The sequence below is a fragment of the Pseudomonas sp. NY15354 genome, assembly GCF_048068075.1.
Classification (GTDB): domain Bacteria; phylum Pseudomonadota; class Gammaproteobacteria; order Pseudomonadales; family Pseudomonadaceae; genus Aquipseudomonas; species Aquipseudomonas guariconensis_C.
The window spans coordinates 56,387-71,050 of the sequence record NZ_JBLUPV010000023.1 but is presented as its reverse complement, the minus strand read 5'-3'; the positions used below and the strand labels follow the sequence as shown (position 1 = coordinate 71,050).

Annotated in this window: 12 protein-coding genes and 3 pseudogenes; 11 read left to right on the top strand and 4 right to left on the bottom strand. The window is 61.1% G+C overall.

The annotated features are described in order from the left end of the window. Positions 1 to 138 (bottom strand): annotated as a pseudogene (locus tag ACNFCH_RS19410) (IS3 family transposase); the annotation flags it as partial. Between the two features lie 229 nt (positions 139 to 367). On the opposite strand from ACNFCH_RS19410, the gene pqqA (ACNFCH_RS19405) reads away from it, so the two are divergent. After that, a complete protein-coding gene (gene pqqA, locus ACNFCH_RS19405) occupies positions 368 to 439 on the top strand; it encodes a pyrroloquinoline quinone precursor peptide PqqA (protein WP_003253598.1) in 72 nt (23 codons plus the stop codon). 179 nt (positions 440 to 618) lie between these two features. On the opposite strand, the pseudogene ACNFCH_RS19400 reads toward pqqA (ACNFCH_RS19405), so the two are convergent. From ACNFCH_RS19400 to ACNFCH_RS19390, 3 genes and pseudogenes are all read right to left on the bottom strand, one after another. Further along, positions 619 to 1,200, bottom strand: a pseudogene (locus ACNFCH_RS19400) (transposase); the annotation flags it as partial. A 622-nt stretch (positions 1,201 to 1,822) separates the two neighbouring features. Next, a pseudogene (locus ACNFCH_RS19395) lies at positions 1,823 to 3,040 on the bottom strand (CDP-glycerol glycerophosphotransferase family protein); the annotation flags it as partial. After that, entirely contained in the window at positions 3,040 to 3,498 is a 459-nt protein-coding gene (locus tag ACNFCH_RS19390) for an adenylyltransferase/cytidyltransferase family protein (RefSeq protein ID WP_337159226.1), read from the bottom strand. The pseudogene ACNFCH_RS19395 and the gene ACNFCH_RS19390, both read right to left, overlap by 1 nt. A gap of 254 nt (positions 3,499 to 3,752) precedes the next feature. Here ACNFCH_RS19390 and ACNFCH_RS19385 point away from each other — a divergent pair, with 254 nt between their 5' ends. From ACNFCH_RS19385 to ACNFCH_RS19340, 10 genes are all read left to right on the top strand, one after another. Continuing rightward, positions 3,753 to 4,214, top strand: a complete 462-nt coding sequence (locus ACNFCH_RS19385) for an Lrp/AsnC family transcriptional regulator (protein WP_196165375.1) — start codon at positions 3,753 to 3,755, stop codon at positions 4,212 to 4,214. A gap of 207 nt (positions 4,215 to 4,421) precedes the next feature. After that, positions 4,422 to 6,104 (top strand): flavin monoamine oxidase family protein, encoded by a 1,683-nt coding sequence (locus ACNFCH_RS19380; RefSeq protein WP_337159225.1) that lies wholly within the window; start codon positions 4,422 to 4,424, stop codon positions 6,102 to 6,104. A gap of 14 nt (positions 6,105 to 6,118) precedes the next feature. Next, a complete protein-coding gene (locus ACNFCH_RS19375) occupies positions 6,119 to 6,913 on the top strand; it encodes a carbon-nitrogen hydrolase family protein (RefSeq protein ID WP_416743332.1) in 795 nt (264 codons plus the stop codon). 84 nt (positions 6,914 to 6,997) lie between these two features. Then, complete coding sequence (gene pqqF / locus ACNFCH_RS19370) at positions 6,998 to 9,316, top strand: pyrroloquinoline quinone biosynthesis protein PqqF (RefSeq protein ID WP_416743330.1); 2,319 nt, start codon at positions 6,998 to 7,000, stop codon at positions 9,314 to 9,316. 168 nt (positions 9,317 to 9,484) lie between these two features. After that, positions 9,485 to 9,556 carry a pyrroloquinoline quinone precursor peptide PqqA gene (gene pqqA, locus ACNFCH_RS19365; protein ID WP_003243383.1) on the top strand — a complete coding sequence of 24 codons (72 nt, stop codon included), beginning with the start codon at positions 9,485 to 9,487 and terminating at the stop codon, positions 9,554 to 9,556. A gap of 78 nt (positions 9,557 to 9,634) precedes the next feature. Next, the gene (pqqB, locus tag ACNFCH_RS19360; RefSeq protein ID WP_196165371.1) at positions 9,635 to 10,546 is read left to right on the top strand and encodes a pyrroloquinoline quinone biosynthesis protein PqqB; all 912 of its coding nucleotides are present in this window, start codon (positions 9,635 to 9,637) and stop codon (positions 10,544 to 10,546) included. Positions 10,547 to 10,680: 134 nt separating this feature from the next. Further along, the gene (gene pqqC, locus ACNFCH_RS19355) at positions 10,681 to 11,436 is read left to right on the top strand and encodes a pyrroloquinoline-quinone synthase PqqC (RefSeq protein ID WP_416743328.1); all 756 of its coding nucleotides are present in this window, start codon (positions 10,681 to 10,683) and stop codon (positions 11,434 to 11,436) included. Next, positions 11,433 to 11,708: a pyrroloquinoline quinone biosynthesis peptide chaperone PqqD gene (gene pqqD, locus ACNFCH_RS19350; RefSeq protein WP_337159221.1), complete on the top strand. Its 276-nt coding sequence runs from the start codon at positions 11,433 to 11,435 to the stop codon at positions 11,706 to 11,708. The genes pqqC and pqqD overlap by 4 nt, the downstream gene beginning before the upstream one ends. Further along, positions 11,680 to 12,840, top strand: a complete 1,161-nt coding sequence (gene pqqE / locus ACNFCH_RS19345) for a pyrroloquinoline quinone biosynthesis protein PqqE (protein ID WP_416743326.1) — start codon at positions 11,680 to 11,682, stop codon at positions 12,838 to 12,840. The genes pqqD and pqqE overlap by 29 nt, the downstream gene beginning before the upstream one ends. Beyond that, entirely contained in the window at positions 12,806 to 14,638 is a 1,833-nt protein-coding gene (locus ACNFCH_RS19340) for an alpha/beta hydrolase family protein (RefSeq protein ID WP_416743324.1), read from the top strand. Before pqqE ends, ACNFCH_RS19340 begins: the two co-directional genes overlap by 35 nt. The last annotated feature ends 26 nt before the right edge of the window (positions 14,639 to 14,664 follow it).

Genomic DNA, 14,664 nt, shown 5'->3' with positions numbered 1-14,664 from the left:
GAGCTGGGAAGCATGCAGGCCGAGCTGTTCGGCAGCCTTGCTGACGCCAATGCGCTCGGCCAAAGCCAGCGCTTCGTCCTTGTAGGCTTGGGAATGGCGGGTGCGGGTCTGCTTCATTGGGGTTGCTTGTCTTGCCATGATTCACCTCGTTGCAGTTTATCGCTTAACGGGGTGTCCACTGGGACTGGGCAAGATCACCTCTAGCGTTCCAATGAGCCTGATTTGTTGCGTTACTTGCAAAAGACTTTCTCCAAAACCGACAGAGTTAGACGGGCAGTCTTCTTGTAAGATTATTTGACCCCATCTATATGAGTCCCAACTGATAGGGGTGAGATCATACCCCCACTTTTCCAAAAGGAGCCATATTATGTGGACAAAACCTGCATTCACTGACCTGCGCATTGGCTTTGAGGTCACTATGTATTTTGCTAATCGCTAAATCTCTAATGCAACTTCACGCCTCGGCCTGCCGGGGATCTTCCTTTTTCGAAAATATTTCTGAAATAGAAGACGGCCATTCAGGACCTGTAGAAAAAACTAGAACCAACATTTAAGGCATATGTAACGCATCTGAGATGCCAGATACGTACCTCAATAGGGGCTCCGCCAGCCGTTCAGCCTTGGTCTCGGCGCCTCGGGCGCTGCCCGATCCGCCGAATCCATCGCCGCAAGATAGCGGTCAATGCTCTGCTCGATCTGCTGCATGCGCGCCTTGATCTTGCCCTGGGTAAAGTTGCGGTCGCGGTTATTTACGGCTTTGAATTTGCTGCCGTCGATGGCAATGATCGACTGGGAGAAAAGATTGAGGTAGCGGCAAAGCACTACGAATTGCCGGCAGACGCTACGAATGGCTTTGCCGTTGTCTCTGCGAAAGTCGGCAATCGTTTTGAAGTCAGGAGCCAACCGGCCCGTTAACCACATCAGCTCAACATTGCGCTCTGCCTCGCGCTCAAGCCGGCGGCTGGACTGAATCCGGTTGAGGTAGCCATAGATGTAGATTTTCAGCAGGACTGCTGGATGGTAGGCCGGACGACCCGTTGCAGCCGGATCGACACCTTCGAACCCGAGCGCTCCGAGGTCGAGTTCATCGACGAAAACGTCAACCACCCGAACAGGGTTTTCTTCGGCGATGTAATCATCCAGACACTCCGGCAGCAGCGTGACTTGCGTCCGGGCCTCACCCTCAATGAACCGCTTCATGATCGTCCCCGCCACGATCTCGACGATCAGAAGGTTAGACAATCGCAGGTGTTTTCACACAGCCTGGGTCGATAGCTGCCGGTCAAGACGTACCGTGGGCTGGTCACATCCGAGGCAAATGCCTTGGTCAAATCGAATGCAAACAGGTGGTCAAGTGGGATGCAAGCGCTTGGTCAAGTCAGGTGCAATTTCCCAACCGGATCGCCGAATGTTAGAAGCCACAGCTGCTATTCATCGGCCGGGTAACAGAAAGCATGCCGCTCGATTGCTAGACGGTGGCACTGCACGCGATCAGTGGAATCTACAGGAACGCATACCTATACCGAGTAACCGGCAAAAACAGTACAGCCAAGGTACATTGCCCAGCTTGGCCAAGCTTTTCTAAATTACGCTCAACGGCAAGTGTTACATGGCCTCCAGCTATGCTAGCCTACGCTCTGCTTTGAGTGGTTTCGCTAGGCATATCGGTTGGCCGGGCAACTCATAATCCTTTGGTCCACGGTTCGAGTCCGTGTGGGCCCACCAGATACGACAAAGCCGCGCATTGCGCGGCTTTTTGCTGTCTGGACCTTAGCCCCAACAGCTTTTAGGACAGAGCCTCAGCTCTGACTTGGGCAGCGAACCGTTGACCCAACCGCAGGGATGCATCGCCTGAATAAGTGCCCCAGAACAGTCGCCTCATCTCAGCGCGCCCTAAAGCCCAGTCATCGTGGCGGTGGAACAGCGCATCTCGCAAGGCGGAGTAATCCATAACTTTTATTCCGGGGGTGTGACTCTCATAGTCCAAATACAATGAGCGGCAATCTCGCTGATACGCCGGCAAATCGAATGGGAAAAACACGATGGGTCGATCAAGCAGAAGGAAATCAAAGTAGATAGACGAGTAATCGGTTATCAATACGTCGATCAGAGGCAGCAGCGGATAAACATCCAGGTCCTTGTCCAGAACAGTGATGTTGCACAGCGATGCCAAGGCTTTTGTATCAAGGCGAGTTGAGGGGTGAAACTTCAGGAACAATCCATAACCCTGCTCACCGAGGCGCCGGTCCAGATCCTCAAAGTCGATGCCCGCGGCCTGCACGAAATCCTTACCATCATCTCGGAATGTCGGCATGTAGATGAATGTCTTTTGAAACTTTTGTAGCGAGTTGGCCATGCTGTTTACGTCGGACGCTTCGTACGCCTGGATATGATCCAAAAGTTGCACACGCGAATAAAAGAACAGATCGGTCCGAGGAAAGCCAAAGGGAAGACAGCGCGAAGCAGGTAATCCGAACGCCGACTTCATAGCGTAGTCTGCTACATATTCGGAGCTTGCCAATATATAGGAATACTCTGCGTATTTTTTGGGGTTGAAAAATGCTCCCCAAGAGCCTCCCGACCTCTGCAATGTACGACGAGCCTGCTTTTTACTACGACGCTCATCGTCCATTTCGATTTTCTTAAGCGGAATGCCGTGCCATAAATTTACGACTTCCACGCCCTTGGAGAGTGTGAAGCTAATATCTCGAAGTCCAACATTGATGAAATATCCCGAGGCCCGAAGACAACTCCACATGCCGCGCCAGGAGAATAAGTAGGCTGCATCCAAGCCTCTTGCCGTCATGGACTGAACCAACAGAGGATCACGACTGATCCAGACGCAACGAACTGCGCCTTGCAAACGCTTCCGGGCATCGAGATAAAAGTACTTGGAGTTGCAAGAAAACAGCCGCCCACCATGAGCTCCGAACACCCACAAGTCCGAACGCCGCGGAATCAGCCCTGCCAGATGGTAGGCGATGACTTTTAGTCGAAGAGGATCCTTGCGTAAAAACTTCTCGAGCAGTTTTCGTAGCATCAACGGAACTCCCTTGCTACAGTCTGGAGCACATCCAAGGCATCCTTTAGGCGCGCAATGTTGTCCGATCTCAAGTCTGCCAAGACATTCTTTAGGTGGGTCGTAGAGATATCTTGGGTACGTTCCAGATAAATAACCTCGCAATACTCACCGAGGTCATCAAACTTACCCTGCCAATCCGCCCCCATTCCAAAAACATCCACCTTATATCGGCAAATATCATCTAATTTCTGAGACCAACAGGACTCTGGAATGACCAGATCCACCTGCTTCAGGTTGCGGACCACCTCACAACGGTGCTCGAATGGTATAACGCACTGCTTGCCTTTGGAGGCATTAAACTCATCAGTAGAGACGCCCACGATCAGACGATCCCCCAATGCCCGAAGACGTTGCAGAAGGCGAAGGTGCCCGACATGGAACAGATCGAATGTCCCGTAAGTTAATACCGTTTTCACTCGTGCCCCTGTCTCAATCTGCTCGCGGCATTCATCTGCCTTGAGTGCGCGGAATCCGAGGCGAGTCTACGCATAGGCCATCGCGACGGAAACAATAAACCTGTCAAAACTGTCGTAGATCGGCCAGCTGGTTGCATGGCGCGACGCAGCGTAAAGCGCGGTAATCTTAACGAAATGCCCCAAATTCTTAAAGTAAGCACATTCATCACTCGCTCCGTGCTCAAGCCCAACCAAGCCTTCCAATGAGATTCTCCATGCCCGACGCCCGCTCCATCACCCTCGACGAAATCGACCGCCAGCTGATCTCTCTGCTGCAGATCAATGCCCGGGAAAGCGTCGCCACTCTCGCCCGGCACTTGGGCATTGCCCGCACCACCGTCAACTCCCGCCTGGAGCGGCTGGAGAAGAGCAAGATCATCACCGGCTACGGTGTTCGTCTGGGACAACGGATGCTCGGGGGTGGTCTGCAAGCCTATGTGGGCATCAAGGCACAGCCGCGCTCAGGCAAAGACATCGTGCGGCGCCTCAGCGCCATGGGGCAGGTGCAGCAGTTGTGCGCGGTCAGTGGCGAATTCGATTATGTGGCATGGCTGAGCAGCGACTCGCCGGAACAACTCGACCAGTTGCTCGATCAGATCGGCAGCCTGGAGGGTGTCGAGAAAACCACCACCTCCATCATCCTCAGCAGCAAAGTCGACCGGGGCCAACCGGGCTGATCATTCAACCTCGAAACGAAAGCGTCGTTGCCCCCGCCGAGAAACATTCGTCACTCTGCATGTTCAAGCATTCATTAAGACGATAAATTTTGCATAACGACGCCACTCTGCACCTTAATTACGAACGTCCCGCTTCATAAAATGGCCTCCAGACATTTTCTATACTCAGGCTCCGCCTTCTGCGCAGCCTCCTGGCAAGGTCATCACATGAACAAGAAAAACCGCCACCCCGTCGACGGCAAGAAACCTGTCACCATCTTCGGCCCGGACTTCCCCTTCGGCTTTGACGACTGGCTGGAACACCCGGCCGGCCTGGGCAGCATTCCGGCCGAGCGTCACGGCGAAGAAGTGGCGATCGTCGGTGGCGGAATCGCAGGTCTGGTGGCGGCCTACGAGTTGATGAAGCTGGGCTTGAAGCCAGTGGTGTACGAAGCCTCGAAGCTGGGCGGGCGCCTGCGCTCGCAGTCCTTCAACGGCACCGACGGCATCGTCGCCGAACTGGGTGGCATGCGCTTCCCGGTGTCTTCCACGGCGTTCTATCACTACGTCGACAAGCTGGGCCTGGAAACCAAGCCCTTCCCGAACCCACTGACCCCCGCCTCCGGCAGCACGGTCATCGACCTGGAAGGCCAGACCTACTACGCCGAAAAGATCTCGGACCTGCCGGCCCTGTTCCAGGAAGTGGCCGATGCCTGGGCCGACGCTCTGGAGAGCGGCGCCCAGTTCAGCGAGATCCAGCAAGCCATTCGTGATCGCGATGTACCGCGCCTGAAAGAGCTGTGGAACACCCTGGTTCCTCTGTGGGACGACCGCACCTTCTACGATTTCGTCGCCACTTCGCGCTCCTTCGCCAAGCTCAGCTTCCAGCACCGCGAGGTCTTTGGACAGGTTGGCTTCGGCACCGGTGGCTGGGACTCGGACTTCCCCAATTCGATGTTGGAAATCTTCCGCGTGGTGATGACCAACTGTGACGACCACCAGCACCTGGTGGTCGGTGGCGTCGAGCAAGTGCCGCAGGGCATCTGGCGTCACGTGCCCGAGCGCTGCGCCCACTGGCCAGCCGGCACCAGCCTGAGCTCGCTGCATGGCGGCGCGCCACGCGGCGGGGTCACGCGCATCCACCGCGCGACCGATGGCAGCCTGGCGGTCACCGATACCTGGGGCGACACCCGCAACTACGCCGCGGTGCTCGCCACCTGTCAGACCTGGCTGCTGACCACCCAGATCGACTGCGAGGAGTCGCTGTTCTCGCAGAAGATGTGGATGGCCTTGGACCGCACCCGCTACATGCAGTCGTCGAAGACCTTCGTCATGGTCGATAGGCCGTTCTGGAAGGACAAGGACCCGGAAACCGGCCGCGACCTGATGAGCATGACGCTCACCGACCGCCTGACCCGTGGCACTTACCTGTTCGACAACGGCGACGACAAACCGGGCGTCATCTGCCTGTCCTACGCGTGGATGAGCGACGCCTTGAAGATGCTGCCGCACCCGACCGAAAAACGTGTGCAACTGGCCCTCGACGCCCTGAAGAAAATTTACCCGAAAACCGATATTGCCGGACACATCATCGGCGATCCGATCACGATCTCCTGGGAAGCGGACCCTTACTTCCTCGGCGCCTTCAAGGGCGCCCTGCCAGGGCACTACCGCTACAACCAGCGCATGTACGCACACTTCATGCAGCAGGACATGCCTGCCGAGCAACGGGGCATCTTCATTGCCGGCGACGACGTGTCCTGGACCCCAGCCTGGGTGGAAGGCGCGGTGCAGACATCGCTGAACGCGGTGTGGGGTATCATGAACCACTTCGGTGGCAAGACCCATCCTGAAAACCCGGGGCCAGGCGATGTCTTCCATGACCTCGGCCCGATCGCCCTGCCGGACTGACACGAGGAGACACCATGCGCATCGCCCTGTACCAAGGCGCGCCAAGGCCATTGGACGTACCCGGCAACCTCGAGCGCCTGCAGCAGCAGGCGCAACTGGCCGCCGCCAGCGGTGCGCAGTTGCTGGTGTGCCCGGAGATGTTCCTGACGGGTTACAACATCGGCCTGGGCGCTGTGCAGCGCCTGGCCGAGCCCAACGACGGTCCGTCGGCCATGAGCGTGGTCGACATCGCCCAGTCCCATCGCATCGCCATCGCCTATGGCTACCCGGAGCGAGGCGAGGATGGCGCGCTCTACAACAGCGTGCAGTTGATCGACAGCCACGGCCGCAGCCTGTGCAACTACCGCAAGACGCACCTGTTCGGCGAACTGGATCGCTCGATGTTCAGCCCGGGTCCCGATCACTTCCCGGTGGTCGAACTGGATGGCTGGAAGCTCGGCATGCTGATTTGCTACGACATCGAGTTCCCGGAGAACGCCCGACGCCTGGCGCTGGACGGCGCCGAACTGATCCTGGTACCCACCGCCAACATGCTGCCCTACGACTTCACCTGCCAGGTCACCGTGCGCTCGCGGGCCCAGGAGAATCAGTGCTACCTCGTCTACGCCAATTATTGCGGGGCCGAGGATGAGATCCAGTACTGCGGCCAGAGCAGCATCATCGGTCCAGATGGGAGCTTTCTGGCAATCGCCGGGCGGGAGGAGTGCCAGCTGGTGGCGGACCTTGACCACGAGCAACTGGTACAAGGGCGCAAGGCATTTCCCTACCTGACCGACTTGCGCTGCGAGCTTCATCTGCGTGACGCCTGAAACGCGTTGGGGCCGCGTCGCGGCCCGATCGCGGAACAACAGATCAGGGCCGGTCAGGTCTGGCAAATGCGTTAGGATTACCCCATGCCTGACGCCACTCGCCACCTCACGCTCCCCAATGGCCTGCAACTGACCCTGCGCCATGCCCCGCGCCTCAAACGCGCTGCCGCGGCCATCCGGGTGCATGCCGGCGGCCATGACGCCCCGGCGAAATGGCCGGGACTCGCGCACTTTCTCGAACACCTGTTCTTCCTCGGCACCGAGCGTTTCCCCCTGGCAGACGGCCTGATGCGCTACGTGCAAGGCCTGGGTGGCCAGGTCAACGCCAGCACCCGTGAACGCACCACCGATTTCTTCTTCGAAGTCCCACCCCACGCATTGGCCGGAGGCCTGGAGCGCCTGTGCCAGATGCTGGCCGAGCCGGATCTGAGCATCGAACGCCAACGCCGTGAGCGGGAAGTGATTCACGCAGAGTTCATCGCCTGGTCGCGCAACCTGCAAGCTCAACGGCAGTTCGCTCTGCTGCAGCGCGTCGCCCCGGGGCATCCGCTGCGCGGTTTCCACGCAGGCAATCGATACACCCTGGCCATCCAGGCACCCGCATTCCAGTTGGCGCTGCGCCAGTTCCATCAGCGCTACTACCAAGGCGGACAAATGGCACTCAGCCTGTGCGGGCCACAGTCGCTGGACGACCTTCAAGCCTTGGGCATGCGCTTTGGCCTGTTGTTCGCCACTGGCGACGCTGTCTCGCAAGCTGTGCCCCCGACGCTTTTACAGAGTGCACAGCCAGCCCCTGTGCGGATCGATGATCGCCTGGACCTGCTGTTTGCCCACGAGCACCTGCCCCAAGGCGCCGAACCAGCCCTGGAATTGCTGCTCGCCTGCCTGAGCGACAACCGACCCGGCGGCTGGCTGGCCTACCTGCGCCAGCGCGGCTGGCTGCGCAGCTTCAAGGCCGAACCCCTTTACGCCCATGCCGGGCAGTTGCTTTGGACTGTCCAACTGCAAGTCAGCGAAGACGCCTCGCCAACCGAGATCCTGGCCTCACTGCATGGCTGGCTGGGTTTTCTGCGCCAGACCGATCACAAGGCCTTGAACCGCGAGCATGCCCATTTGCAGCTACGTCGCGCACAGGCTGCCAGTGCCTTGGAATTGGCGCGTCGGGATAGCACGGGCCAGCCTTTGCGCCAGCTCGATGAACAAGGACTCGAAGCCCTGCGAGCGCTGCTGAACAGCCTGCCGGGCCACAACCAAGGCCATTGGCAACTGCCACCGGCCGAGCCGCTTTTGCTGCCAACGCTTCCCCAGCATGCGCAGACAGCACTGCCTGTGAATCTGACGATCAGCGACAGCCTGCCAGCTGCACGCCGATTCGCTGCGCTCTATCTACGCTGGCAGGTCGCCTCCCCCTTGGGCCAGCGTTTCCAGGCGGTGCTCGAGCACTCGATACGACCCTTGGTCGAGCGCGCCGAGCGGGCGTCGGTCCAGCTGGATTTCAGTACTGTCGGCACTGCCTGGCAATTGCGCTGCGCAGGCGCGCCAGAGGCCGTGATTCGCACGCTCAACGAAGCGCTCGCGCAGCTACACCAACCCGCCATGGACGATTGGCAGTGCGCGCCAGCGCCCAAGCCTGCGCTGATACCGATCCGCGCCCTGCTCCAGGCACTGCCCGATGCGATCCACCGTGACAAACCACAACCCGCCGATGACGGTGCGCTGAACCAAGCCTTGCTGGACTCGACGTGGCAAACAGCGCGCTGGCAGGGCTTGGCGGTGGGTTTTGCCGATGCCGAACAAACCGTCCTGGCTGACGTGCTTCAAGGCGTGATGGGCGGGCCTGACATGCGCCAGGCGCCGCCATCGCTCCCAGGTCGCCATTGGCATGCGCTCCAGACCCCAGGCAGCGAACAGGCTCTGTTGCTGTTCTGCCCACTGCCCGCCCATCAGCAAGCCGCTGGCCGCCTGCTTGCCCATCTGTTGCAAGGCCCGTATTACCAGCGGCTGCGTGTCGAATTGCAGCTGGGCTATGCCGTGTTCAGTACCTTTCGTCAGCTCGAGGGGCTCGGTGGTCTGCTCTTCGGCGTGCAATCGCCCCACGCCAGCCACGCCCAGATCCTCAACCACCTCTTGCACCTGCTGGAGCAGGAGTTGCCGCTCGATTCATATGCCCGCGAGACGCTCATCGCTCAACTCGATGAACGTGCCATGAACAATGCCGAGGTCGCAGAGTGGGCATGGCAGACGTACCTGGCCATGGAAAGCGATGATCTGGCCGCGCTGAGGCGGTCTATCCTGATGACAGAGCAAACGCATCTGGATCAGCTCAGGCAGCACCTGCTGACAGCGGAGCATGGCTGGCTGTGCCTGGCCAACGCTCCGGCGCCAGATGCCCAATGGCACTGAACACATCCGGATTGTTACGGAGACTGCAATGGCACTTTTCGAATAATTAACCTTTCGGTACAAATTTTTCTTGTAAGATAGCGCAATCTCAGCCAATGGAACCTCCTCCCCAAGGCGGCGCCAAACAAGTAGCTGACCACCCAAACCTCATCCGGAAGGAGAACGCCCATGTGGACCAAACCTGCATACACTGACCTGCGTATCGGCTTCGAAGTGACCATGTACTTCGCCAACCGCTAAGCATCGCTGCAATTCGACGCCTCGGCCCGCCGGGGCGTTTGCGTTTTTTGGCAACGGTTTTTCGGATAGAGAGCAGCCATGTACATCCAGATTCTTGGTTCGGCCGCCGGTGGCGGGTTTCCCCAGTGGAACTGCAACTGCGCCAACTGCAAGGGCTACCGCGACGGCACCTTGCGCGCCACGGCGCGTACCCAGTCATCCATCGCGCTGTCGGACGATGGCGAGCACTGGATTCTGTGCAATGCCTCGCCGGATATCCGCGCCCAGCTCCAGGCCTTCGCGCCGATGCAGCCGGCCCGCGCACTGCGCGATACCGGCATCGACGCCATCGTCCTGCTCGACAGCCAGATCGACCACACCACCGGCCTGCTCAGCCTGCGCGAAGGCTGCCCGCACCCGGTCTGGTGCACCGAGATGGTCCATCAGGACCTGACCACTGGTTTTCCGCTGTTCACCATGCTCAGTCACTGGAACGGCGGGTTGGTGTGGAACCGCATCGAGCTCGAGGGCAGTTTCGTCATCCCGGCCTGCCCGAACCTCAGGTTCACCCCCTTCCCCCTGCGCAGCGCCGCACCGCCCTACTCGCCGCACCGCTTCGATCCGCACCCAGGCGACAACCTCGGCCTGCTGGTCGAGGACCTGCGTACCGGCGGCAAGCTGTTCTATGCCCCAGGCCTTGGCCAGGTCGACGAGCAGTTGCTGCAGATGATGCATGGCGCCGACTGCCTGCTGGTCGACGGCACCCTGTGGGAGGATGATGAAATGCAGCGCCGCGGTGTAGGCACCCGCACCGGCCGCGAGATGGGCCACCTGGCGCAGAACGGCCCCGGCGGCATGCTCGAGGTGCTGGATGGCTTCTCGCGTCAGCGCAAGGTGCTCATCCACATCAACAACACCAACCCGATTCTCGATGAAGATTCGCCCGAACGGGCCGAAGTCCAGCGCCGCGGCGTGGAAGTCGCCTTCGACGGCATGAGCATCGAGCTATAACGGGGCTGCGCGGCCCCCTGTAGGAGCGGGTTTACCCGCGAATGCGTCGATAAGCTCACTGCCGCATTCGCGGGTAAACCCGCTCCTACAGGGGGGCGAAGTCAGCCGTCAGTGCGTTCTATGGGAGTCAATTGATGAACGATGCACCCCCCATGTCCCCTGCCGAGTTCGAGCAGGCCCTGCGCGCCAAGGGCGCCTACTACCATATCCACCACCCCTACCACGTGGCGATGTACGAAGGCCGTGCCACCCGCGAGCAGATTCAGGGCTGGGTGGCCAACCGCTTCTACTATCAGGTCAACATCCCGATGAAGGATGCGGCGATCCTGGCCAATTGCCCGGACCGCGAAGTACGCCGCGAGTGGATCCAGCGCCTGCTCGACCATGATGGCGCCCCGGGCGAGGACGGCGGGATCGAAGCGTGGCTGCGCCTTGGCCAGGCCGTAGGCCTGGACCCGGACCAATTGCGTTCCCAGGCGCTGGTACTGCCCGGCGTACGCTTCGCCGTGGACGCCTACGTCAACTTCGCCCGCCGCGCCAGTTGGCAGGAGGCCGCCAGCAGTTCGCTGACCGAGCTGTTCGCCCCGCAGATCCACCAGTCGCGCCTGGACAGCTGGCCTACGCACTACCCTTGGATCGACCCGGCCGGCTACGAGTATTTCCGCACCCGCCTGGGCCAGGCCCGGCGTGACGTGGAACACGGCCTGTCGATCACCCTGCAGCACTACACGACCCGCGAGGGTCAGGAGCGCATGCTGGAGATCCTGCAATTCAAGCTGGATATCCTCTGGAGCATGCTCGATGCCATGAGCATGGCCTATGAACTGAACCGCCCGCCCTACCACACCGTCACCCGTGAGCGGGTCTGGCACAAGGGGATCGCCCTATGAGTTTCGACCGCACGCAAGTCCCCGCCTGGCGTCCGGGCTATCGTTTCCAGTACGAGCCTGCGCAAAAAGGCCATGTCCTGCTGTACCCCGAGGGCATGATCAAGCTCAATGAAAGCGCCAGCCTGATCGGTGCGCTGATCGACGGTGAGCGCGATGTGGCGGCGATCATCGCCGAGCTCGAGCATCAGTTCCCCGGTGTCCCGGAAGTGGCCGACGACATCGAGCAGTTCATGGAGGTGGCCCGTGCCGAACACTGGATCGTCCTCGCCTGAAGTGCCGGCCAAACCCGAAGTCGGCCTGCCGCTGTGGCTGCTCGCCGAGCTGACCTACCGCTGCCCATTGCAATGCCCGTACTGCTCCAACCCGCTGGACTTCGCCGCACAGGGCCAGGAGCTCACCACCGAGCAGTGGTTTCGGGTGATGGCCGAAGCCCGTGAACTGGGCGCGGCCCAATTGGGCTTCTCCGGTGGCGAGCCGCTGGTGCGCCAGGATCTGGCCGAGCTGATCGGCGAGGCCCGGCGCCTGGGCTACTACACCAACCTGATCACCTCCGGCATCGGCCTGACCGAACAGAAGATCGCCGACTTCCGCCAAGCCGGCCTGGACCATATCCAGATCAGCTTCCAGGCCAGCGACGAGCAGGTGAACAACCTGCTGGCTGGCTCGAAGAAAGCCTTCGTCCAGAAACTCGAGATGGCCCGGGCGGTGAAAGCCCACGGCTACCCGATGGTGCTCAACTTCGTCACCCACCGGCACAACATCGACAAGATCGACCGCATCATCGAGCTGTGCATCGCCCTGGAGGCGGACTTCGTCGAACTCGCCACTTGCCAGTTCTACGGCTGGGCGCACTTGAACCGCCTGGGCCTGCTGCCGACCCGTGAGCAGCTGGAGCGGGCCGAGCGCGTCACCAACGTGTACCGCGACAAGCTCAAGGCCGCCGGCAATCCGTGCAAACTGATCTTCGTCACCCCGGACTACTACGAGGAGCGCCCCAAGGCCTGCATGAACGGCTGGGGCAGCCTGTTCCTGACCATCACGCCCGACGGCACCGCGTTGCCGTGCCATGGCGCGCGTCAGTTGCCAGTGCAGTTCCCCAACGTGCGCGACCACGACCTGCGGCACATCTGGTACGACTCCTTCGGCTTCAACCGCTTCCGTGGCTACGACTGGATGCCCGAGCCCTGCCGCTCGTGCGACGAAAAGGAAAAGGACTTCGGCGGCTGCCGCTGCCAGGCCTTCATGCTCACAGGCGATGCCAGCAACGCCGACCCGGTGTGCGCCAAATCCCCTGAGCACGGCATCATTCTCAAGGCCCGTGAAGAAGCGCAAACCGCCCAGCTGACCATCGAAGAGATGACCTTCCGCAATGAGCGCAACTCCCGAATCATCACCCGCGGCTGACTTCAGCGCGGCCCAGGCGGTCGCTGCCAGCACCGATTTCGCCGAACTGAAGGTCGGTGCCAGCGGCGTGTTCTGGAACGAGTTCCGCCCCGCCGATGGCGCCTGCCGCCTCTGGCACTGGCGCAATGAGCAGGCTCATTGCCTGACGCCGGACGGTTTCAGCGCGCGCAGCCGCGTCTATGAGTACGGCGGCGGCAGTTTCTGCCTCGGCGGTGACGGCGTGGTGTTCGTCAATGAGGCGGACCAGCAGCTCTATACCCAGGCCCTCGATGGCGCCCCACCGCGCCCGTTGACCCAGAATCGGCAGTGCCGCTACGGCGATGTGCTGTGGCATGAGGGGTGGGTGCTGGCGGTCGAGGAGCAGCATGGCAGGTCGGTCGAACACCGGCTCGTGGCCATCGGGCCAGAGGGCCGCAAGGTGTTGGCCGAAGGGGCGGATTTCTATGCCTCGCCCACCCTCAGCGGGGACGGACAGCGCTTGGCCTGGATCGAGTGGGACCGCCCCGCGCAGCCCTGGACCCGCACCCGCCTGATGTGTCGGACGCGTGGCAGTGATGGCCACTGGGGGGCGGCGTACTGCCTGGCAGGCGATGGCGAGCAAAGCGTGTCGCTGCAGCAACCACGCTTCGACGCCCGGGGCCTGCTTCATTGCCTCTCTGACCACAACGGCTTTTGGCAGCCTTGGGGTGAACTCGATGGGCGTTGGCAAGCCTTGCCCGCCGCTGCCGCCGATCATGCCGCCGCACCTTGGCAACTGGGTGCCAGCACTTGGCTGCCGACGGGCCCACAGGCGTACCTGGCCAGCTGGTTCGAAGATGGGTTCGGCCTCTTGGGGCTGTACCACGAAGACCGTCAGATCCAGCGCTTGGGCCGCGAATACACGCGTTTTCGCAGCCTCGCCCTGGATGCCGGGCATATCTATGCCATCGCCGCCTCCCCCCTGAACCCACCGGCTGTCGTTGCCTTCGACCGGCACACCGGCCAGAGCAGGGTGCTGGCAGGCGGTGGGCTTGCGCTGCCTGCCGAGCGGGTCAGTCGTCCACGTCCGCTCCACTACCCCAGTGGCGATGGCCAGGCCCATGGTTTCTTCTACCCGGCGATCGGGGCCCAAGGCCCTTCACCGCTGGTGGTGTTCATCCATGGCGGACCGACCTCGGCCTGCTACCCGGTGTTCGATGCACGCATCCAGTACTGGGCCCAGCGCGGCTTCGCCGTGGCCGACCTCAACTACCGCGGTAGCACCGGCTACGGCCGTGCCTATCGCCAGGCGCTGCACCACAACTGGGGCGAACTCGATGTGCAGGACGCCTGCGCCGCCGTCGAGCATCTGGCCACGCTCGGCCTGATCGACCCGCGCCAGGCCTTCATCCGCGGCGGCAGTGCCGGGGGCTACACCACGCTCTGCGCCCTGGCCTTTCATGATGTGTTCCGAGCAGGTGCGAGCCTCTACGGGGTCAGCGACCCGGTCGCCCTCGACCAGGCCACCCACAAGTTCGAAGGCGACTACCTGGGATGGCTGATCGGTGATCCGCAACGCGATCAGGAACGCTATCGCCAGCGCACGCCATTGCTGCATGCCGAGCGGATCAAGGTGCCGGTGATCTTCTTCCAGGGCGAGCTGGATGCCGTGGTGGTACCCGAGCAGACCCGCGCCATGCTGGCCGCCCTCAAGGCCAATGGCATCGCAGCCGAGGGGCACTTCTATGCCGGTGAGCGGCATGGGCTGCGCAAGGCGCAGAACCTGGCGCACGCGCTGGAAGAAGAATGGAAATTCTACTGCCGGGTGCTGGGACGATAGACATCGGAGGTCTTTACGGGTGAACC

What these genes read in the sequence shown, in the direction of transcription:
- ACNFCH_RS19385 (WP_196165375.1), top strand. Translation starts at nt 3,753, where the DNA reads ATGCCCGACGCCCGCTCCATCACCCTCGACGAAATCGACCGCCAGCTG.
- ACNFCH_RS19380 (WP_337159225.1), top strand. Translation starts at nt 4,422, where the DNA reads ATGAACAAGAAAAACCGCCACCCCGTCGACGGCAAGAAACCTGTCACC.
- ACNFCH_RS19375 (WP_416743332.1), top strand. Translation starts at nt 6,119, where the DNA reads ATGCGCATCGCCCTGTACCAAGGCGCGCCAAGGCCATTGGACGTACCC.
- pqqF (WP_416743330.1), top strand. Translation starts at nt 6,998, where the DNA reads ATGCCTGACGCCACTCGCCACCTCACGCTCCCCAATGGCCTGCAACTG.
- pqqB (WP_196165371.1), top strand. Translation starts at nt 9,635, where the DNA reads ATGTACATCCAGATTCTTGGTTCGGCCGCCGGTGGCGGGTTTCCCCAG.
- pqqC (WP_416743328.1), top strand. Translation starts at nt 10,681, where the DNA reads ATGAACGATGCACCCCCCATGTCCCCTGCCGAGTTCGAGCAGGCCCTG.
- pqqD (WP_337159221.1), top strand. Translation starts at nt 11,433, where the DNA reads ATGAGTTTCGACCGCACGCAAGTCCCCGCCTGGCGTCCGGGCTATCGT.
- ACNFCH_RS19340 (WP_416743324.1), top strand. Translation starts at nt 12,806, where the DNA reads ATGAGCGCAACTCCCGAATCATCACCCGCGGCTGACTTCAGCGCGGCC.